This window comes from Peribacillus sp. NPDC055009, from assembly GCF_053608705.1.
The window spans coordinates 40915-62762 of sequence record NZ_JBSGVZ010000020.1; the positions used below are offsets into that span (position 1 = coordinate 40915).

Annotated in this window: 16 protein-coding genes, 1 other RNA gene and 4 pseudogenes; 15 read left to right on the forward strand and 6 right to left on the reverse strand. The window is 37.9% G+C overall.

Features of this window, described 5'->3' with window-relative positions:
* Nucleotides 1–43: 43 nt before the first annotated feature.
* Nucleotides 44–133: pseudogene (locus ACWF5P_RS22650) on the reverse strand (DUF3898 domain-containing protein); the annotation flags it as partial.
* 259 nt (nucleotides 134–392) lie between these two features.
* Between ACWF5P_RS22650 and ACWF5P_RS22655 the strand changes: the two are divergent.
* From ACWF5P_RS22655 to ACWF5P_RS22665, 3 genes are all read left to right on the forward strand, one after another.
* Nucleotides 393–1292 (forward strand): R2-like ligand-binding oxidase, encoded by a 900-nt coding sequence (locus ACWF5P_RS22655; RefSeq protein ID WP_434169520.1) that lies wholly within the window; start codon nucleotides 393–395, stop codon nucleotides 1290–1292.
* A 525-nt stretch (nucleotides 1293–1817) separates the two neighbouring features.
* Nucleotides 1818–2696, forward strand: coding sequence for a YitT family protein (locus tag ACWF5P_RS22660; RefSeq protein ID WP_434169660.1), 879 nt, complete (start codon nucleotides 1818–1820; stop codon nucleotides 2694–2696).
* A 181-nt stretch (nucleotides 2697–2877) separates the two neighbouring features.
* Complete coding sequence (locus ACWF5P_RS22665) at nucleotides 2878–3120, forward strand: PepSY domain-containing protein (protein ID WP_230176337.1); 243 nt, start codon at nucleotides 2878–2880, stop codon at nucleotides 3118–3120.
* Between the two features lie 418 nt (nucleotides 3121–3538).
* Here ACWF5P_RS22665 and ACWF5P_RS22670 read toward each other — a convergent pair whose 3' ends face one another.
* A complete protein-coding gene (locus ACWF5P_RS22670; protein WP_452445318.1) occupies nucleotides 3539–4600 on the reverse strand; it encodes a DUF3900 domain-containing protein in 1062 nt (353 codons plus the stop codon).
* A 508-nt stretch (nucleotides 4601–5108) separates the two neighbouring features.
* Between ACWF5P_RS22670 and ACWF5P_RS22675 the strand changes: the two genes are divergently transcribed.
* Together ACWF5P_RS22675 and ACWF5P_RS22680 are read left to right on the forward strand one after the other, a co-directional pair.
* A complete protein-coding gene (locus ACWF5P_RS22675; protein ID WP_452445319.1) occupies nucleotides 5109–6524 on the forward strand; it encodes an amino acid permease in 1416 nt (471 codons plus the stop codon).
* Nucleotides 6525–6899: 375 nt separating this feature from the next.
* Nucleotides 6900–8198: a protoglobin domain-containing protein gene (locus ACWF5P_RS22680; RefSeq protein WP_452445320.1), complete on the forward strand. Its 1299-nt coding sequence runs from the start codon at nucleotides 6900–6902 to the stop codon at nucleotides 8196–8198.
* A 296-nt stretch (nucleotides 8199–8494) separates the two neighbouring features.
* Here the strand turns inward: ACWF5P_RS22680 and tatA are convergent, their stop codons facing one another.
* The gene (gene tatA / locus ACWF5P_RS22685; protein WP_101222064.1) at nucleotides 8495–8701 is read right to left on the reverse strand and encodes a twin-arginine translocase TatA/TatE family subunit; all 207 of its coding nucleotides are present in this window, start codon (nucleotides 8699–8701) and stop codon (nucleotides 8495–8497) included.
* A gap of 361 nt (nucleotides 8702–9062) precedes the next feature.
* Between tatA and ssrS the strand changes: the two genes are divergently transcribed.
* The 6 genes and pseudogenes from ssrS (at nucleotide 9063) to ACWF5P_RS22715 (ending at nucleotide 13485) form a co-directional block, all read left to right on the forward strand.
* Nucleotides 9063–9250, forward strand: a non-coding RNA gene (ssrS, locus tag ACWF5P_RS22690) — 6S RNA.
* 284 nt (nucleotides 9251–9534) lie between these two features.
* The gene (locus ACWF5P_RS22695) at nucleotides 9535–10902 is read left to right on the forward strand and encodes an MFS transporter (RefSeq protein ID WP_452445321.1); all 1368 of its coding nucleotides are present in this window, start codon (nucleotides 9535–9537) and stop codon (nucleotides 10900–10902) included.
* A 311-nt stretch (nucleotides 10903–11213) separates the two neighbouring features.
* Complete coding sequence (locus tag ACWF5P_RS22700; RefSeq protein ID WP_063233876.1) at nucleotides 11214–11402, forward strand: hypothetical protein; 189 nt, start codon at nucleotides 11214–11216, stop codon at nucleotides 11400–11402.
* A 99-nt stretch (nucleotides 11403–11501) separates the two neighbouring features.
* Nucleotides 11502–11708: pseudogene (locus tag ACWF5P_RS22705) on the forward strand (IS1595 family transposase); the annotation flags it as partial.
* A gap of 548 nt (nucleotides 11709–12256) precedes the next feature.
* Nucleotides 12257–13020, forward strand: a pseudogene (locus ACWF5P_RS22710) (MFS transporter); the annotation flags it as partial.
* A 15-nt stretch (nucleotides 13021–13035) separates the two neighbouring features.
* Nucleotides 13036–13485 (forward strand): MFS transporter, encoded by a 450-nt coding sequence (locus ACWF5P_RS22715; RefSeq protein ID WP_452445337.1) that lies wholly within the window; start codon nucleotides 13036–13038, stop codon nucleotides 13483–13485.
* Between the two features lie 110 nt (nucleotides 13486–13595).
* Here the strand turns inward: ACWF5P_RS22715 and ACWF5P_RS22720 are convergent.
* A pseudogene (locus ACWF5P_RS22720) lies at nucleotides 13596–13918 on the reverse strand (YnfA family protein).
* A gap of 290 nt (nucleotides 13919–14208) precedes the next feature.
* On the opposite strand from ACWF5P_RS22720, the gene ACWF5P_RS22725 reads away from it, so the two are divergent.
* Nucleotides 14209–15156 (forward strand): DMT family transporter, encoded by a 948-nt coding sequence (locus tag ACWF5P_RS22725; protein WP_452445322.1) that lies wholly within the window; start codon nucleotides 14209–14211, stop codon nucleotides 15154–15156.
* A 40-nt stretch (nucleotides 15157–15196) separates the two neighbouring features.
* Here ACWF5P_RS22725 and ACWF5P_RS22730 read toward each other — a convergent pair whose 3' ends face one another.
* Nucleotides 15197–16282, reverse strand: a complete 1086-nt coding sequence (locus ACWF5P_RS22730; RefSeq protein ID WP_434169528.1) for an MBL fold metallo-hydrolase — start codon at nucleotides 16280–16282, stop codon at nucleotides 15197–15199.
* A 222-nt stretch (nucleotides 16283–16504) separates the two neighbouring features.
* Between ACWF5P_RS22730 and ACWF5P_RS22735 the strand changes: the two genes are divergently transcribed.
* The gene (locus tag ACWF5P_RS22735; RefSeq protein WP_230176571.1) at nucleotides 16505–17251 is read left to right on the forward strand and encodes a type II toxin-antitoxin system SpoIISA family toxin; all 747 of its coding nucleotides are present in this window, start codon (nucleotides 16505–16507) and stop codon (nucleotides 17249–17251) included.
* Nucleotides 17248–17427, forward strand: coding sequence for a hypothetical protein (locus ACWF5P_RS22740; RefSeq protein ID WP_101222070.1), 180 nt, complete (start codon nucleotides 17248–17250; stop codon nucleotides 17425–17427). The genes ACWF5P_RS22735 and ACWF5P_RS22740 overlap by 4 nt, the downstream gene beginning before the upstream one ends.
* Before the next feature lie 276 nt (nucleotides 17428–17703).
* Here the strand turns inward: ACWF5P_RS22740 and ACWF5P_RS22745 are convergent, their stop codons facing one another.
* Nucleotides 17704–18663, reverse strand: coding sequence for a sensor domain-containing diguanylate cyclase (locus ACWF5P_RS22745; RefSeq protein WP_452445323.1), 960 nt, complete (start codon nucleotides 18661–18663; stop codon nucleotides 17704–17706).
* 564 nt (nucleotides 18664–19227) lie between these two features.
* On the opposite strand from ACWF5P_RS22745, the gene ACWF5P_RS22750 reads away from it, so the two are divergent.
* Nucleotides 19228–21798 carry a helicase-related protein gene (locus tag ACWF5P_RS22750; protein WP_452445324.1) on the forward strand — a complete coding sequence of 857 codons (2571 nt, stop codon included), beginning with the start codon at nucleotides 19228–19230 and terminating at the stop codon, nucleotides 21796–21798.
* Nucleotides 21799–21848 lie beyond the last annotated feature (50 nt).

The following is a 21848-nucleotide window of genomic DNA, read 5'->3' on the forward strand; positions in this document are numbered from 1 at the left end:
CTTAATCTTACGTTACAGTGATTAAAACTGCCAAGCTTCATGCCAATTCTGCTTCAGGTGTATGCTCGACTAACTGGGCCGTGGCTTCGGTGACTTGGTGGGTCTAAAAGCGTTCCTGAATTTCCATCTCCTCAGGTTTTCTTATACGATCTTTGTGTTGAGCAAAAAATATTGCATAATGAACACATTTTTAACAATTTGAAAAAGTGGTATGAGAGGCGACTATTGATTTATTAATTAGTTTTATTACTTCTTATAGAGTGCAATACCCATTAGTGCAGAGCCCGTTATTCTCTTTTATTTTAATTTTTGCATCAGTCCTGAATTTGTCCATACGTATGATTCCCTTTTTGCATAAAATGGTAAATGTATAATTCGAAGGAGGACTATACTTGAGAAAGAAACTCTTAACGACGAGCTCGGAGGGTTTGATGGAAGATTCATATCCCTACCAGTTGTATCAAAAGGCAAAAAAGTTTGGAATTTGGAATCCCCAGGATATCAATTTCTCACAGGATCAAGAGGACTGGAAAACACTATCTGTTAAAGAAAAAGACTGGGTGCTGAAACTTCTCGCTCAATTTCAAGGAGGGGAAGAGGCGGTTACTCTTGACTTACTCCCATTGCTTAGGGTGATTGCGAAAGAAGGTAGATTGGAAGAAGAGATGTTCCTTACAACCTTTTTATGTGATGAAGCTAAACATACTGAATTCTTTCGACTGGTGTTAAATGCTATTGGTGAAAAAGGCGATCTTTCCCACTTGCATTCTGAAACCTATCGTAAGTTATTTTATGAAATTCTCCCCGAAACAATGGAACGGCTATGGCATGAACAAACCCCTGAGGTAATAGCTGACGCAGCTACAGTGTACAATATGTTTGCAGAAGGAGTGTTGGCGGAAACTGGATATAAATCATTTTACGATGGACTTAAAAAGATGGGTAAAATGCCCGGACTTTTAGAGGGCATTGACCACTTAAAAAAAGATGAATCAAGGCATATTGCATATGGAACATATCTTCTTCAGCGCTTGATTTGTGAACATCCTCATCTTTTTGACAGGGTGGTTAAGAAGCTTGAGGAATTGGCACCAATTTCTATCTCCTTAAATGCAGAGGGCGTTATTGGAGAAGGGGAAAAAGTAAAGGAATACCATTCTGATATTAAGAAATACTCAGAAAAACAGTTAATGGCAAGAATTGAAATCCTTGCACGGGCGAAGGGACAGACAATCGAAGAAATTTATCGATCTACTGGAGGAAACTCAAAACTAAAAAAAGGTTCAGAATGACAGATTTAGAATTCACCAGTCAATATGATTGGTGATTTTTTTAATAAAATTATCTTTTTTTACTTTTAATGAAAAAATACATAAACATTATTATATCCTTTAGTGGCAACATCCTGTCCTAATAAACAGACACAGATTCAGCATCAAAATTCCTTAATAAGTTATGTTTTAAGGAATCGATTAACGGATCATCTAGACATTTATTCAATCTCTTTTGGTGATATGTTGCTCGCCTTCTAAGTGTTATTAATGCTTCTAGGTACGGCATGCTTATATCTGTTATATAATGAGTTCCTATTTCCCTGAGTAGCATTGGAAAGGGTTCATCAGGTGTAACAAGTAACTTAAAACTGTTTTTCATTTATTTACCCTCACTTGAAAATGAGTATACATAAAAATTCATCCATGAAATGTTAAAGCAGGAACAAACTGTGCGGTAGGTTAGAACTTCTTTTATTTAAATTTATTTTTCCTGATTTGATATTAGGATATAATAGAAAAAAATGAATAAAAGGTGTGATTTTTCTGACGGAAGCACTAAAAAAGCAGCATAGAAAGTTATCTAGTTTGATAATTATCCAACGGACCATTCTTATTACAATTGGTGCTTTGCTAATGGCCACGGGATTGGAAATCTTTTTAATTCCCAACCATGTAATTGATGGTGGCATTACAGGTATTTCAATTATGCTTTCTCACATTACTGGGATAAAACTAGGAATCTTTCTTTTTCTATTGAATCTACCATTTGTATACCTGGGATATAAACAGTTCGGAAAAACTTTTGCTATATCTACTATATATGGAATTATAATGCTTTCCATTTTTGCAACATATTTTCATCCTATTCCACCCTTCACTGAAGATATCCTTCTTGCTACAATTTTTGGCGGCATTTTTTTAGGTGTAGGTGTAGGAATAGTAATTCGTAATGGTGGTGCACTTGATGGTACAGAAATACTTTCGATTGTAATAAGTAAAAAAGTGCCTTTTTCTGTTGGCGAAATTGTTATGTTCATCAATCTATTTATACTTGGTTCTGCCGGATTCGTTTACACATGGGATAGAGCTATGTATTCAATCTTAGCTTATGTAATAGCTGCTAAAGCCATTGACATTGTTATTACTGGAATGGAAGAAACAAAGTCAGTATGGATAATTAGCGATGAAGCAAGAGAGATAGGTGATGCAATCAATAGTCGCTTAGGACGGGGTGTGACATACTTACATGGTGAAGGTGCCTTTTCTGGAGAGGACAAGAAGGTTATTTTCTGTATAATTACCAGACTTGAAGAATCTAAGTTAACTACTATTGTTGAAGAGATTGACCCTTCATCTTTCTTAGCAATAGCAAATATTGCGGAAGTACGTGGAGGACGGTTCAAAAAGAGAGATATTCATTAATTTATAAAATAATACTTATTAACAGGGCCAACATTTTGATGCTGGCTTTTGTTTATGTTTTTTAATCTGTAGTAAGACTACTACATGGGAATCTTCTGTAGTTCCTAAACATATATTCACAGAACTTGGGTCAAATGCATAGTGTAAATTGAATATATTATTAAAGAGGGGAATGTTCCCAATGTATGATAATTACTACAATAATCAAACGCCTTTATATAGACAAAGATTAACCATGCAACAGGCACAAGAAATCGCACTTCAGAGAGTGCCTGGCCAAGTTCTACATGTTGATATGGATATGGAACATGGTGTTTTAGTATACGAATTCTTTATTTTGACAAACCAAAACAGAATTTATGAGGTTGAGATAAATGCAAAGACAGGAAAGATTCTGAAAGTAGAAGAAGAAGATTTGGATTAGGGAAGTTAATGCGTTGAAAAATGCTTGAAAACTTGCGATAAATCAACAAAATACAAGCCGTCTCTTAATGAGGGAACGGCTTTTTATTATGCAATGAAAGGAGGGATCCGCTTCAGGTGAATATTTTACATACAACGTTGAAACATCCGAGGGGGTAGTTCAGTGGTTTCAGAGTCAAAAGATTACGAAGCTGCTGAGGATTATTTTGGTGATAACAGGGTGATTAATAAATCTTAATTTACATTAGGTGTGAAATACAGTTCCCCCAATAAAAACCAGGAGGAGTAATAATAGAAGAAAAATAAAAAATAGGCAGTCACAAAGACCGCCATAATCGGGATACAACACATGTACAGTGTGACTCTAGAGTCACGTTACGAGTCACAAATCATCAAATTTTCTTGTGACTCGGTTTTCATCAACTTTTATTTATGATTTTTTCAATTAGTACTTGTAAATCATCCGGCCTATGAAATTCAATCGGCGAAACGCCTTTATCGAACTCTATTGTATTGGATTCTATCATTAATACATACTTCCCGTTAATTTTTCCTAAATGGATGCTTTCGCCAAAATCGGCTAACAGTCCTTTGATGGATGTACTGCCAAGCTTCATTCGTAATTCAGCTTCAGGTGTATGCTCGACAATCTGGGCTGTGGCTTCGACGACCTGGTGGGTTTCAAGGCGTTCCTGAATTTCCCGCTTTTCACTCGTTTCCCAGATTTCCAGGTCTTGTTCGAATTTCTGCAGTTCGTCACTGTTTTCTTCGAATTGTGCGGAGACATGCTCATGGACCATGTGGATGACCTGGTTTTTCATGATTTCAGGCATCGATTCGCCATATTCGACGAATTTCAAGAAGTCCTCGAAGTAGCGGGCATGTGAAGCCTGGTGGATCTTCAGTTCGCCTTCTTCGACCATACCTTCTTCGGGCATGTATGGGTATTGAATGGATTTCATATTTTTAGTGGTGATTGCCATTTCAACGTGCCTAATCAAAGTCCGTTCATCCGATATGGAAGCAACTTTCGGCTCGAAATCACATTTTAATAAGAAAACGAATGGTTCATCAAGATATTTCGTTAATTTTGCCGATGCGATTATGAAGACTCCGCCACGGACGGCACTTGTATCGATATAAGACCGAGTGAATTGTTCATTTTCCTCCTGGAATTCCTGTTTTGTTTTAGCATATCGAACACGGTTAAATACATTGTAATTAGGGTTGGAATCAAGTGCATGTCCTTCTTCGACAATAAAAGAACCAATTTTCGTCGGTATTTGTTCAGTTTTTGGATGACGGTCGACTTTCCGTTTGGAAATCTTCATCAATTCCCCATCCAAAAAATCCTTTAGAGGACTTTCTTCGTATTCTTCAGTATCAAGAGTTTGGAAATGTTTAAAACGTTTATCAGCCTGATCGCCTTTTCCTTCGACTTGGATTAAATAAAAAGACAGATAGGTAATCTCAAAATCCATGAATGTCACCTTCTTCAAATATTAAGCATAATTCCCGTACTTTTTTTAAGACTTAATAAGTATAGTGATGTACTTTGATTCCGTCAAACTATTGGTACATGAATGATCAGAATAATATTGAAGTGTTATTTCATAATAATACATAGAGAAAAATAAATAATGATTCTTTATAGGATTAAAAATATTAGAACTCTTGCAAAATTAATTAATGGAATACAGTACATACACCAATAGCTCACTTTATTAATATTAAAATAATGAATTGTTAATCATTATTTGTTAATTATGGATAAACCTGTTGAATGTTAAAGCCTGCCTTCCAAAGGAAATAAAAAAACAGAATTTTAAAATAATAAATCATTGACGTTAAAAAGGTTAATACGTATAATTTAAAAGTCAGATAATTCAGGAATTGCAGAAATTTGTCGAAATTTCTCCGATATAAATGGTAAGTGAAATTATTTGTCTATAGTTTTCAGAATAATTATAAAATTATGGAGGAGAGAACATGAGTATTTTTAGAAAGAAGTCCATTGAGGACTTGTTGAAAAACGCAGGTTCCGGCGGTAAGGGATTGAAACGAGAACTGGGAGCTTGGGATTTAACGATGCTAGGAATTGGAGCGATTATTGGGACTGGCATTTTCGTTCTAACAGGCACTGGTGCAGTGAATGCTGGTCCTGCACTTTCATTATCGTTCGTCATTGCTGGTCTTGCCTGTTTATTCGCTGCACTTTCTTATGCAGAATTTGCAGCTTCCGTGCCGGTATCCGGTTCGACTTATACGTATGCTTATGCAACTTTAGGTGAATTCGCCGCTTGGATAATCGGCTGGGATTTAATCCTTGAATACTTATTGGCTGTCAGTGCCGTATCGGCGGGGTGGTCGGGCTATTTCCAATCATTTTTAAGTGGATTCGGAATTAACTTTCCGGAGAAATTGACGGCAGCACCGGGTTCGGTCGAAGGAGTCACGACTTATATGAACTTACCAGCCTTTTTGATAGTCATGGCGATTACCTTTTTGATTTCCATAGGTACGAAACAAACGACTAGAATCAATAATATAATGGTCGTTATTAAAGTGTTGGTAGTCTTGTTGTTCATCGTTTCTTCTATATATTATGTGAAACCGGAAAACTGGCAGCCGTTCATGCCATTTGGAATCGATGGGGTATTTTCAACTGCCGCATTAATGTTCTTTGCCTTCATCGGCTTTGATGCAGTTGCATCTGCGGCTGAAGAAACAAAAAATCCAGGTAGGAATTTACCACGGGGAATTCTTGGTTCATTAGTCATTTGTGTAGTGCTTTATATGGCGGTAAGTTTGATCATGACTGGTGTGGTACCGTATGCACAATTCAGCCAGGCTCTTGACCATCCGATTTCTTTGGTATTGCAAAGCGCAGGACAAAATTGGATTGCAGGTATCATCGATCTAGGTGCCTTCCTCGGAATGACAACGGTAATCTTGGTTATGTTGTATGGACAAACCCGAATCATGTTTGCGATGTCACGTGATGGTCTGATGCCTAAATCCTTATCAAAACTTCATAAAAAATATAAAACACCTTATGCGGCTTCATGGATATTCGGTTTATTAGCGGCCTTATTGGGGGCATTCATACCGCTTGGTGAATTGGCTGAGCTGGTCAACATTGGAACATTGACTGCGTTTACGATGATTTCCATTGCGGTCATCGTGTTACGGAAAACAAGGCCTGATATGAAACGTGCTTTTTATTGTCCGGCTGTACCGCTCGTTCCAGGCCTGGCAATCGTTTTTTGCGTATTCTTGATGGTTCAGCTAGGGAGTCATACATGGATGAGGTTCTTGATCTGGATGGCTATCGGAGTAGTCATTTACTTCACTTATTCCCGTAAACACTCGAATCTTAACCAGCAGCAGGAAAATGAACATTGAAAAAGACACTCTCTGGAGTGTTTCAGTTTGTAGACAAAAGGAGCTCTATCTGAATTTTTAAACATAGTTGATTGGAGCGGGTGTGCGAGACTCCTGCGGGAATAGCGAGTCCAAGGGAGACCCCACACAGGCGCAAGTGCGCCGAGGAGGCTCCCGGACCGCCCGCGGAAAGCGAGTGCCCTACGTTCCAATCAACGTCCAAATTTGTAAAAGCAAAAAACTGTAGATACTCTTTGGGAGTGTCTTTTTTTATTTGGACATAAATAGTTCATAAGTCTTGTGTGTAAGAAGAAAATTTATCAAAGTGAATTAAGATTAACAGACTTTATGTCGAAATAGTATATATGGGTAGAAAAAATTGGAGGCAATTCAATCATGAAAAGTATATGGAGAAGTAAACAAAAGATAGATTCGATGGACTATATGCAATATAAGGAACACGTCGGTATCAAAATCAGGGAATATCCGAGCGTATTGAATCAAGTGGAAATGATTCATTTGACGATGGGGGATTTGTGCATAATTCGTTCTTTACAGGAAGAAGTGAAGAAACATTTGACCCAAATAGTAGGAAATTTCTATAAAAATCTAGAAAATGAACCCTCATTAATGAAAATCATATCAGACAATAGTTCTGTTGATAGGTTGAAAAAGACACTTCATCGTCATATGTACGAAATGTTTAGCGGGAACATTGATGATGCGTATATTAAACAACGTTATATTATCGCACAAGTACATGTGCGAATTGGATTGCAGCCAAAATGGTATATGAGTGCTTTTCAGGATTTATTGCAGTCATTAATCATTCATGTGATTTCCAATATGAAAAATATTGAGCAATATCAAGAAAACATTCTGGCTGTCACTAAAATTTTTAATCTGGAGCAGCAAATAGTTTTAGAGGCATATGAACTTGAAAATGAGAAGATTCGCCAAAAAAACCAAGCAGAAAAAGAAACGATTAAACTGCAGGTCAATCATAATGCAGAGGAATTGGCAGCAATCAGTGAAGAGACTAGTTCAGCAACTCAATTAATGGCAAATAAGGTAGTCGAAATTCATGATTTCACTAAAAAGGGCTCAGAGATTGCGATACATGCAGAGGGAAAATCAAAAGAGGGAGTCGAACTGTTACAGGGATTAGAGAAAAGATTGGTAAAAACGCAGGAGCAAATGACGATCATCTCAAAAGATATGGAACAGCTATCCAATACTTCAAAGGAAATTGAACGAATTGTCACGATCATCACTTCAATTGCAGAGCAAACGAATTTGTTGGCGTTGAACGCAGCGATTGAAGCGGCAAGAGCTGGTGAAAATGGTAAAGGATTTGCGGTTGTGGCTGGTGAGGTAAGGAAGCTGTCGGAAAATACCAAGGACTCAGTTTCGGAAGTAGTGAAACTGGTTAATGGAATTGCTCATTTTACCAATGTCATGAACACATCAATTTCCATGGTTAGCGGGGAAATTACTAAAGGAACGAAACAAGGAAAAGAAACTGGCATATTTTTTACTGACATAGCAAAGGACATGCTTTCTGTAAAAAAGCAGAATATTAAAATCACCAAGGAAATGACAGAGCTGAATGATATATTCGACGAAATTAATGAAGCATTCAATCAAGTGGCGGTTTCCTCGGATCAATTGACTCAAATGACGATGAACTTGTAATGAAGTTCAACATTTTTATAAGAACAGCTTAATGGTGCTCATTCGTATTTTAATAAACAACTCGATAGAATATTTCTGATCAAACCCCAAGCGGTTTATAGAATAGTAATAAGGATGCCGTTAACAAGCTGTCCAATAAATCACTTGATATAAAATAAGTTTAATGTTATATTAATAAAGCGATGAGCTAATTTGTGTAAGTCGAAGAACATGCTTTTAGCTAAACGTCGGGATGTGGCCTGACGGTTCTGCGCCACAAACGCATCAAAGACGCCTGCTGCGTGCAGGCGTCTTTTTCATTTTATCGATTCTTTTCTTGCAGCTTGTACGTCATCCTTGAATTCCTCTTGTATTTCTTCTGTTATTCCCTTGGTTGCATCCTTAAACTCCCTAAGCGAGGTGCCGACTGCCCGTCCGATTTGAGGTAGCTTGTTCGGTCCAAAAACAATTAAAGCTAAAAGAAGTATTAAAATTAAACCGGGAAAACCAATGTTTGAAAGCATAACTAGTCACTCCAATCAAATCTGTTAGTTAATATTATAGACTCCTTCCATGTATTTGCCAATGTTATTTAGGATATATTATAGAGTTCAGCAACCGATGATTCTCACAAGACAACACTTTCAATTCCGTCCAATTTTATCTTGCACATTCTATCTAAAAATTACTTACCCAAGTATGCTATTACATAATAATTTATCAATGAACGTGGGGGACGGTAACATAAATCAGAGTGCAGCCGTTAGTTTTGCCGTTTGGGCATGAATAATCTGGCTCCACCTATTTAATGTGTAATATGAAATTTTTTTGTTGTCTGGGAATGATTTAACTTGCAAGAATGAAGATATTTCGGTATTATAACTATACAAGCTGCGTTGTTCGTAATGATAATTAAGTTTTAACCTTTAAGCTGTAATAGGGAGTTTTATATTGAAACAGGAATGTTATGCCTCGTCACTGACTTGGACAACAGGATTGCTTCTGCAAACACCCACTTTGAGGAGTGGTGGTTTAAAACTTTCTTACTTGAATACGGCAATGGCGGCTTCCTACTTCACTAATTAGAAACCAGTTCCGATAAGGGACTGGTTTTTTGTTGTTTTTACGCATGTTCAAAACTTGTAATTAACGATAGCATCAGAAAACATATTAAGATTTTATGAAAAATATGCGAAAGTTTTTATTGAAATATCAGATAATTAGCATTTATAATAACAATTAGATAACTCGGTTCACTATTTGTATAAAATATGTGAGTCGAATATTTTTTACATGATTACGTAAGCGCTATCATTTGGATGGAATTACTGCAGTCACCTAGAGAGGAGAAAATTTTATGGCTAAAATTAATACGACCGAGGTAATTAGCAACAGTAAATTTAACCGCTTTCATTTTGGATTGCTGGCATGGTGTTTTATCATTATCCTTTTTGACGGCTATGACCTTGTCGTTTACGGTACGGTCGTCCCGTTATTGACGGAGGAATGGAACCTTACTTCCGTGGAAGCAGGGGCTATGGGCAGCTACGGTCTATTTGGAATGTTGTTTGGGGCGATCTTCTTTGGTACATTAGCAGATCGGATTGGCAGAAAAAACGTAATCGCGATTACACTAATTTTATTTAGTTTATTTACGCTTTTATGTGGATTTGCGGATACGCCTACGATGTTTTCAACTTTCCGATTTCTAGCGGGATTAGGGCTTGGGGGCATCATGCCGAACGTCATTGCCTTATTGACGGATTATGCACCGAAAACGATGCGGAGCATGGTCGTTTCAATCGTATTATGCGGTTACTCATTCGGAGGGATGCTTGCTCCGATACTGGGTATCCTGGTTATGCCGACACTAGGTTGGGAATCAATATTCTGGTTTGCAGGAATACCATTGTTATTTTTACCCTTCATGATGAAGCGTTTACCAGAGGCTTCGACGCATCTGATCAGAAGTAATAAAAAGGAGGAACTGATCAGAATACTATCAAAGGTAAGTCCGGAAAGTAAATTCGACATCAATGACGAACTTGTGGAAGTGAAAAAAACAGAAGCCACTATGCCGATTGTTGGATTGTTTAAGGATTCCCGTGCCCTTAGCACATTGATGTTCTGGATCGCCTTTTTCATGTGCCTATTGATGGTATATGGATTGAATACATGGCTTCCAAAGCTAATGATCGAGGCAGGGTATGCGCTGAATTCAAGCTTAGGTTTCTTGATCGTCCTTCAAGGGGGCGCTATCGTAGGCACGCTTATCATCGCTAAACTTTGTGATCGTTATGGATCCAAGAAAATGCTTGTGCCGATGTATGCGCTTGGGGCTGTCAGTCTGACGTTATTGGGAATGGGCGGAAGCTCCTTCGTGATTTACACATTGGTAGCGGTTGCAGGAGCCTGTACCATTGGTGCCCAAAACCTTGTACAAGCCTATGTTTCCCAGTACTATCCACCAAATATAAGATCGACTGCACTAGGGGTGGCATCTGGTATCGGAAGGATTGGCGGTATGCTCGGGCCCATACTCGGCGGATTTTTATTATCCATCTCGCTACCCATCCAATTGAATTTCATTGCCTTCGCCATACCTGGTCTAATTGCTGCGGTTGCCTTATCATTCGTTCCAGTGAAAATGGCTTATTATAAACATGATCATTCGGAACCAACTGAAGAAATGGTCGTAGAATCAAATAAAATGAACGTCTTGTGATTTAAATGCATGAAATGCAGTGCTGGGATACCCTCGCTGTCATTTCATGCATATTTGTATTAGCTTCCTTTTTTCCTTAGCAAAGGGTCTATATAAAAACTGCAAATTTACAAGAATTAGTGTAAAGATTTTCCGGGAATTGTTTCGCTTGACCTATCCTTGAGAAAAGTTGCTTAAATGTTCATAATTTCGCAATATGAGTCACTCTTAATATTAAGAATAAATGTTAGAATGATGATATGGATAATTAATTCCTCCTTGAAGTGGAGCGAACTATAAATTAATCTCATCTTTTGTGAGGAGTCATTACTTTGAAAATTTTAAAACATGTAATTTTTTGGTTAAGCATTATAGGGACATTATTCTCTATGATTTATTTCTTTGTAGCGGACATTCCGTTATATGTTAAATTGTTAGGCGGAGCCATTATCCTTTATCTGGGTTATGATCTTATAACAGAATCAAGGAAAAGAAAGCGTAAAGAAGCCTTGGACGCTTAATCTTATCTTCATTAAAAAGCCCTCTTTGATAAGAGGGCTTAGTTTGTGTCCAAAAGGGGTTCGGAATGGGATAGACAAAGGTAAATTAAACAAGGTAAACTATGGAAGGGCAGAATGACACATCAAGAATAAGCTCTTTAATGGCCATATAGGGGATAACTCTTTCCTTTGCACTGATAGTCATAAGAGTTATGTTCAGTTCGCCCATGTTTTTTGTTAGATTATAAGCGTGTACAAAGAGGAAAACATGAAGAAGGAATATACTATATTCAACACATAAATTCTGTTCAGCGCTAATTAAGGAAGTGAATGAATAGGTTTAATGGTATGGCAATAAATATATCAGTACTATATGTACTGGTTCTAATGGATGGAACTCCTTGAAAATCGCTGTAGCCAAGACCCCACAGCCGCTTACGCTGAGGAGGCTTGACAAACAGCTGGCGGATAGGAAGCGGATTTCTGAAATCAACTGAAATGTTTAAAGAAATATTGTAGGTAAGCTGGAGTTTCTTCCAAGTTTGTCTATAGCCTGAACCCTCTTCGATAAGAGGGTTTTTTTGTTGATTAATAGGCAAATTAACAATGATTATTGACAATATTCTGAAAACTAAGTTAATATATAGTGAACATAGTTCTATATACGTATAATTTTTTATGTAATTAAATGTTAGCTCGAACCAAAAAAAGAGAAATCCTTAAGACTACGTCAAAAGGAATAGCAGAAAGAGGGGAAGGAAATGCGCACGATCCAAGTGTCTGAAATGATGGATGAACAAAAATTTAACCGTTTTCATTTACAGATTTTATTATGCTGTATCTTTATCATCATCTGTGACGGGTATGATATGTTCATGCTTGGGACGATCCTGCCATCTTTGATGGCGGAGTGGAGGATAACTGCCGTAGAGGCAGGGTTATTCAGCAGCTATGCTTTGTTTGGAATGATGATAGGAGCGTTGGTCTTTGGGCCGCTGGCCGATAAATCCGGCAGAAAGAAAGTCATATTGATTTGTACGATCATTTTTTCCGTATTTACATTTACTTCAGGTTTCGCCGATGATCCAATATCTTTTGGAATACAGCGTTTTATTGCAGGACTAGGCTTGGGAGGAGTCATGCCTAATCTAATTGCAATCATTACTGAATATGCCCTAAAAAACTTAGAAGTACCCTGGTAGCGATCATGTTCAGCGGGCACGCTCTAGGGGGAGTTGTAGCATCACTGGGAGCGATGTACCTGATTCCGAACTTTGGTTGGCGGGCAGTGGTTTGGCTCGGTGCACTTCCATTAATATTCATGCCAATATTATATAAATTGTTGCCAGAGTCAATAAGTTTTTTCATGAAAAATAATAAAAAACGCAAATTGATGGACGTTCTGAATCAAGTGAATGTAAACGGTCAATATACGATGAATGATCATTATGTTCTTCAGGAGCAACTCAAAAGTGAAATGAAAGGGTTTCCAGTAAAACAGTTATTCAAAAATGAGAGGACTTTAAGCACGCTCATGTTCTGGATTGCATTTTTCATGTGTTTGTACGTAATGTATGGCTTGAGTACATGGCTTCCAAAAATCATGGGAGGGGCAGGATATGAATTAGGTTCAAGCCTGACATTCTTAGTCGTATTGAACCTTGGAGCGGTTTTTGGAGCGATCGTTGGAGGGAAGCTTGCAGACAGATATGGTTCCAAGAGGATTCTGGTTACTTTCTTGGTCATTGGATTCATTACCCTTACGATGCTGAGCTTCAAGCCAAGCATGATCATGCTTTATATACTGATTGCGATTGCAGGAGGTACGACAACAGGTACACAAATTGTAACGAATGCATATGTATCTCAGTATTATCCGAATGAAATCCGTTCTACAGGAGTCGGATGGGCATTGGGTATCGGCAGAATTGGCGGAATACTCGCTCCTACTTTCTGCGGGGTCCTGCTTGATATGAAGTTATCCTTGCAAGTCAATTTTTTAGCTTTTGCCATACCATGCATCATTGCAGCAATGGCGATTTGGTTCATTCAGGATAACTTCAGTAATATGACCGCCAACAGGCAGGAAAAAAAGTTGATATAATAAACACCCAGCTTAATCACTTTATGAAAATGTTCAAATGAAGATAGGCCCAATCAACAAGTGGAGATCTTGGTAAAAGAATTAAAGGGCCTTTATGCCCTTTAATTCCTTTACTGTCTAGGGCCCCATATAATGACTGAAACTCCAACCAAGCAGATTAAAGCTCCAATCCAATCATATAAATCAGGGGTTTTCTTATCGATGCCCCATCCCCATAAAACCGATAAAACGATGAAAACCCCGCCATATGCAGCATAAACACGTCCAAAGGTAGGGAACGTTTGGAAAGTTGCAATGATGCCGTATAACACCAACCCAAAACCTCCGGCTAAACCTAGATAAATGGATTTACCTTCTCTTAACGCCAAATAAGGTAACCGCCGCCAATTTCAGCTAGACCAGCCATAAGGAATATTACGGTAGTAACTAACATATATGTATACCTCTCTTCCTGCTTGAAATTTTATCATATATGAAACTGCAAATGACATACTTTAAAGAGTTCTTAATAATTGAAAGTTAACTGGAGCATTCCATTAAGGCATGAAAATGATCTTAATCTTTAAAAAGTTATTTTTAAAAGGTTGGTTTTGTTGATAGTTGAACAGTTTAGCTTAAAAAAATGCCATATTTATTTTTTGACTCTAACTTGGATTGCAATACAGATGCAAAGGGTACTATACCTAAATAGGAATATAGTAATTTAGTTGAGGAGTTGCAGCCATGAAAACCCGAACATTTGCATACATGTTAGCGCTAATTCATTCAAGTATTGTCGGCCTATCTTTCTTATTTACGAAAATGGCGATTGCAGAATCGAATCCGCTGGATACTTTGGCGTTCCGGTTCTCCGTTTCTTTCGTCATCATTTTATTCCTGGTCGTCTTTAAAGTCATTAAGGTGAACTATTCCTGGGAGTCGGTTAAAAATCTTGTTCCGTTATCTTTGTTATTCCCAACTCTTTTCTTTGCCTTTCAAACTTTCGGACTTAAGTATTCGCAATCCACCGATGCTGGAATTCTGTCTGCGGTCACCCCGATTCTAACATTGATGATAGCTGGATATTTCCTTAAGGAGAAAACATCTTTATATCAAAAACTTTCGATTGTCTTGTCCGTAGTTGGGGTATTATTCATTTTTGTGATGAAAGGGAGCACAATCAATTTTTCCGACATGCTAGGGATGGTGTTGATCCTGCTATCCTGTATTGCAACTGCATGTTATACAACGATGACCCGTTCCCTTGCCAAGGACTATACACCAGGTGAAATGTCCTTTTTCATGATGGGAACAGGCTTTGTCATTTTTAACGTAGCTGCGCTCTTCACCCACTTAAAACAAGGAACGATGCCGAATTTCTTTACACCATGGTCGAGCATCGAATTCATCAGTTCCATTTTGTATTTGGGAATATTGGCTTCATTGGTCACTTCGTTATTATCCAATACGATCTTATCAAAAATCAAAGCGTCCCAAATGAGTGTGTTTGCAAATCTTTCCACTGTTGTCACGATTGCAGCAGGGGCTCTCATTTTAAATGAAAAGATTACAATCTACGATATATTGGGTTCGATACTAATCATTTTAGGTGTAATAGGAACGAATTATTTTGGAGTGAAGAAAGAGCATTCAATAAAAGTGAATCTTGAATATAATGAAGGGAAACTGTGAATGAATGAAAAAGATCCATCCCATTTGGGATGGATCTTTTTCATTTCCACCATCTTGTTTGAGGGAAATCCGTTGAACCAATGACCACTGGTTCGCCTATTTGAGGTGTGCAGACCTGGACTCCAAGATCATTGGCCGCTTTTGTTACCCGTTCTATCGGATCTGTCCAGTCATGAAAAGACAATGTGAAACCAGCCCAATGAATGGGGAGCATCCGTTTTCCTTGTACATCTATATGTGCTTGTACAGTTTCTTCTGGAATCATATGGATGGTTGACCAGCGTTCATCATATTGGCCGCATTCCATTAAAGTTATATCAAAAGGCCCGAATTTTTCGCCTATTTCTTTAAAATGGCTGCCATATCCACTATCTCCGCTAAAAAATACCTTTTCTTGTTTTCCATTAATTACCCAAGAGCACCAAAGTGTCGTATTGCCATCGCGTAAACTTCTTCCAGAAAAATGCCTTGCAGGCGTGCAGACAAATCGCAAACCCTTGAATGAAACCTCATCCCACCAATTATGTTCCTGAATCAGTTCTTGTTTAACTCCCCATCTTTCAAGGTGTCCGCCGACACCTAGTGGAACAATGAACTGACTGACCTTATCCTTTAGTTTCTTTATTGAGTAATAATCCAAATGATCGTAGTGATCATGTGAGAGCAGGACGGCGTCGATAGGAGGCAGCATATCCAAATCAATAGGCAGCTCCCCGCTAAAACGCTTGTTCCCGAACCAAGGAAAGGGGGTTGGTGCTTTGCCAAACATGGGATCCACTAAAATGGTTTTCCCATCTAACTCCAACATGAATGCAGAATGACCAAACCAGGTGATTATATTGGAATTCATAGATACAGGTTCTTTTGTTCCAAGTACGATTGGCTGGTCGGGCCTCCTTTTTGGATTAGGTTTTATGAAATCACGTAAAATCGAACCAGTATGCTTAAGACTCATCGCTTGACTGGCTGGAATTTGATTTTGGAATTTTCCCTTGGAAAAATTCTCTTTTGTAGTGAAACTTCTCACTTTTTCTTTGTTTGTCCGTCTTCCAAGTGGAGGATAGAGGTTTAAAAAAAGTAATAATATTATAAAAAAAGAAATGAGGATCTTAATAATTTTCATCATGATAGTTTCCTCCCATATTAATCATGCCTTTTTATTAAAACATATCATATCACAGAATATATGGGGTTATTTACTATGATGTCATTCAGCTAGTGAAAACTTCTGGCAAGTGTTTAAGTTTCACCCGTCTTAGGCAGGGAATAGAGGTATATATAATGAATAATATAGAGAGCGGGATAATGAATGTAGCTGCTGAAGGGTAGGGTGATAAATCGATTGTTAATGTTTTTCAGAGTCTTTGTATGGGTAGTATTTATTGCTTTATTGGCATATGTCATACTTTCTTGGAAATATAAGGACAAGGTAAGTAAAAGGATTGAAGCGATTCGAAAAACCTGGTATATCATTTTTGTACTGGGAGCTTTGATTTATTGGAATTTCTATCCGATGAGCATTTTTAATGAGTGGAAAAATTTCTTGATTATGGCTATCGTATTCATCCTTATTGATATGTTTGTATTCTTGAGCATGTATATATCGAAGATTGGCGATAACGAGCTGTCCTATGCAACAAAAGCGGTTGCGGAAAGTGACAAACTTTTAACGGATAATAGGGAAAAGGTCAAAAATATGTTTCATCTCCTAAAGAAAGAAGGAATACCTGAGTATTATCAATCGAATAAGGAATACTTGGCATATTTGAGCATTCTCCTTCAAGCATATGCAGCTAAGGAAGGGATGAACGTGAAAATTCTTCCTTTCAAAACGGAACAGGACAAGCAATTGGTGATTAATGGGCATCCGAACTTGAATGGCAGTAACATCCGTGCTACATTGGAAAGAGAAGATACGTATTATAATGATGAAGAAAAAATGGCTTTGCAGCCAGTAAGCATTTTGATGGAACCCTATATCCTTGACGTTAAATCGGAAAGCTTCGTTTCAGAAGTCGATTGTTTATTAATAGCATTACTAATCATGATGTTCGATATGGTCATAAAACAAAAACCAGGTGGTGAGGATAAATGAGCATTTATGATAAAGCCGGCAATGAAGTGTCAGTTGCCGTAATCAAACCACAGGTGAAAATACCTGATGTAGGTTTAAGTCCCCACACTAAAAAAGTGATGAAACAGAACGAACGCATTATCCTGAATCAAAAAGAAAAAGCTGCACGCTTCAGCCGGTTAAAAAATGTTTTATAAGGGGAAGGGGTTTTTCCTTTCCTTATGATATTTAATGGAAAACCCGCATATACTATTCAAAATCAAAGAATAGGAAGGGTCTTTCAGAATATGAACAAAAAACCCGAGAGAGTTAACATCCCGATCCCCTCCGCTTCACCATCCGAAAAACGGATACATAAGGGAAATGCTGATCTGCTCAAGCTTTTGCAAAGGCTGAAAGCTAAACGTTGGATTTTTTTAAGGTAAAAGAAAGCCAGTCTCTAAGGAGAACTGGTTTTTTTATTTTTAAGATAATCACTGCGGGTGGTAGTATTGAATATTCTTACGGCCGGATTTCTTAGCCATATACATGGAACGGTCCGCTTTTTTCAAAAGTGAGTCCATTTCCGTACCTTGATGAGGGTAAAAGCTTATCCCTATGCTAGCTGATACAAATTGATCATTTCCATTAATGGTAATGGGCATGGTGGATAAAAGGTTCAATATTAATTCAGCGTTTTGCTGAGTGCTTTTCATTAAATCCTCACAATGTGCTGGATGTAATAATACAATGAATTCATCACCACCAATTCGAGCCACATGACTGCCCTCTGGAACGGCTTGCAAAAAACATTTTGCTGCCTTTTTAATAACTTCATCACCAGTATCATGACCATAGGAATCATTGAAAAATTTAAAATGATCAAGATCGATGTAAAGAAGAGCCATTTCATCGTTTGTTTTATCTTTATGATAATCAAAATAATTATAAATGAAGTTCCGATTATATAGACCTGACAAAGGATCCCTGATAATCCCTTTTTCAAGATTGATGGTATGACTAATCAAAGCTGCCATAGACTTAATGAGGATCAGATCATATTCTTTAAAATCATGAGGTTTAATGTCGAATGCACATAATGTTCCAATGATTTCACCCTCAATAGTAAGGGGAGCTCCCATAATACACCCATTTCCTATAAGCTTCGTTACGGGGTGACAACTAGTCAATTCATGTTCCCCCAAATTCGGGATAACGAGTGGTTCCAAGCCATTCTCAGCAACTAATTTGCAATAAACCATATTATAAGGAAGGATGTCACCTTCACAAATCAACTTTGCATTCCTATTTAAGGATTTGATCATGAAACTATGTATCGGATTCAATATAGAAACGAAGAATGTATTGACCTCAATGGTTTGATCTAATAGTGCTAATACTTCTTTAGCGATGGAATCGAAATTCTTATAATAGTTGATATCTTGCTGAATCATTCTCAGGCTCCTCATTTATTTATAGTCTTTTTAGATTTCCGGATGTTAATTCTCATATTGAACGCCAAGGACACAAAATCGGAATCTCAATACCGTGACAGTTGTCCGAATTTCCACTAAACTCAATTAAGGGGATGGATTCGTTTTATGGATGAATAATGTTATCGAGAAAGTTTAAAAATTGACCTTTACTTTATTTTCGGCTTTTTTTTAATATGATTAAATTTTAATTTACCTGATTACAAAATTACTAAACCTATGTATCCATTTCCAGGTTTCCGGGATGGGCATAAACCAAAAATTCCAAATCAATGATCAGTCTATTCTTCATGAATTATACTTTAAATGAATTGGTAAGAGTAACTCCGATGTACATATTTGGTAGCTTTTGCATATTTACCTTGGAGAGAATAGTATTTGGCATTTCTTAACCTTCTCATGATAACAGAGCACTTGAATTTAAATAGATAAAACGAATATACCCACGCTCATTTTAAACAATAATTTGGGGAGGATAAAAGGAAGTATTAAAGTACATATTGGATAATTCAAAAGGGGATCATTATGGGAAAATTAGAAAGTATATATCCTATTGCGATTGAGAATACAAAGGAAAAAATAATCCAGGATATGGATTTTTATTTAGAGAATCAAGAGACAATGCCTTCTTATTCAGCATATATATCGGACAGGACGACCTTTATAGAGCAAATTTGGATAAATGTTTGGATAAATAAAGCGTCAAATGATGTGCCCAGAAAGGAAAAAAAGGCATTTTTAAGCGAAAGGGGCTTTGTAACGGAAGGTTCAGATCATAAACTGATCAATAGCATGTTCCGGAACGAATTAAAGAAGTATCGTCCGTTTGATAGCTTAACATGGATTAAAAAAACCTTTGCTGACAATCAGGAAGATTGGGAAAAGAGATATAAAAATGCAAGGGAAAAATTCTTTAGGCGACAAGAAGAACAGCGGCTTGCCAAGCAGCGTTGGAAAATACGTGCGAGGCTTCAAGAAGAGGCAAATACATTTTTCGAAAATAACTCCCTTCTATTATATTTACATGCCAGGTATTATATTGCCGGTATATTGACAAAAGATCTTAAGAATAAGCCTAAATTCCAATATGTCGATCCATACTTGCTTGAAGAACAATTGGTGGAAGAGGGGGACTTTCAAGCTGCCGAATACTTAATGGTCACTGATTTTTTTGAAGAGCTGACAGGCGATATTCACTCGTTAGTCGGTTGGGGAAGGAACCGTTATGAATATGAAAATTACTTCTTCAGGTATGAAAGATTAGTTTCGGATTTCATAATGAAATTAGCCCCTGACAAATACTTGAACAATCTATCTGCCGCACTGCATCATGATTTTTTAGAGTCATATGGGGAAAGGCTGACGGTTGATGCCCTTCAAGGTATACTAAGCGATGAATTGGCCGATTTGTCTCAGTCCTGTTTTGATGAACTTCAGGAAGAATACCTTTCTGATTTACTGAAGCTGGAAGGAATTCCTTTTAATGAAACATTGCACGAAGAAATATACGAAAAAGACGTGGAGAACAGAGAGAGAAGAAAAGCTGAAGTATTGGCAGAGCAAGCCAGGAAGCTGGCAGAAGAGCAAAGGATGATCGATGACATCATCGGTAAGGCCTATACTCCATCATTAGGGAAAAAAGTTCGATATGTTTTGCATATAGGAGAGACAAATACCGGGAAGACGCATAAGGCCCTGGAAAAAATGAAAGAAGCTGAAAGCGGTTTGTACCTAGCTCCACTTAGACTGCTGGCCCTTGAAGTGTTTGATAAATTAAATGCTGACGGTGTACCTTGCTCATTAAAAACAGGTGAAGAAGAAAAGGCAGTGGCGGGTGCTAAACATGTCTCCAGCACCGTTGAAATGTTTCATGAAAAGGATTACCACGAAGTAATCGTCATAGATGAAGCCCAAATGATTGCCGATAAAGATCGAGGCTTTTCATGGTTTAGGGCAATCACGCAAGCTAATGCGAAAGAAGTACACATTATCGGGAGCAATAATATCAAAAAGATGCTTCTGAACCTTCTGAATGAAGCTGATTTGGAACTCCACGAATACAGACGGGAAATACCGCTTGAGGTAGAACAAAGGGAGTTTGGTCTGAAGTATACGAAAAAAGGAGATGCGCTTATTTGTTTTTCGAGAAGGCAGGTACTCGAGACCGCGTCCCGGCTAAAAGAGAGTGGACATAATGTGAGCATGATATACGGAAGTATGCCTCCTGAAAATAGGAAACGGCAAATAGAACTATTCAATCGCGGTGAAACATCAGTTGTGGTTGCCACCGATGCAATTGGAATGGGATTGAACTTGCCAATACGCCGTATCGTCTTTCTTGAAAATGAAAAATTCGACGGGACACGAAGAAGAAGGTTGACTTCTCAAGAAATCAAACAAATCGCAGGTCGAGCGGGTAGAAAGGGGATTTATGACACTGGAAAGGTAGCATTTACAGCAGATATCAAAATCATGAATAAGTTGCTGGAACAAGTTGATGAGCCAGTTCAAACCTTTACAATCGCCCCAACTTCTGCTGTATTTGAACGTTTTCAAAAATATTACCGGAACCTAGGGACATTTTTCGAAATGTGGGAGAGGTTTGAGCCCCCTAAAGGCACGAAAAAGGCATCACTATCGGAAGAAAGGGAGCTTTACGAACTAATACGGGATACTGAAATCGAAGCGCGTTTTTCATTAATGGATTTATATGGTTTCCTGCATATTCCATTTTCCGCAAAAGAACCAAGTCTTATCAGACAGTGGCTGGAGACTGTCGAAGCGATTGCCGAGAACAGTGACCTTCCTGAACCGGTCATCAAAACAAGGAATCTGGAGGAATTGGAGCTATCTTATAAAGCGATAGGTCTTCATCTATTATTTTTATATCGCATGGGCAAGAGGACCGAAGCTGTTTATTGGGAGCGTATCCGTGAAGAAATCAGTGATGGCGTTCATGATCAGTTAAAAGACGAAATGTTGAATTATCAAAAAAAATGCAAGCGCTGTGGAAAAAGGCTGCCGGATGACTCGCGTTTTCAAATATGTGACGCTTGTTATCATAGAGGGCTTAGGAAGACGCACAGATTCAATTAAACGAATCTTTCGATAGTAATAACCCGAATAAGATGCACCTTGGTGCTTCA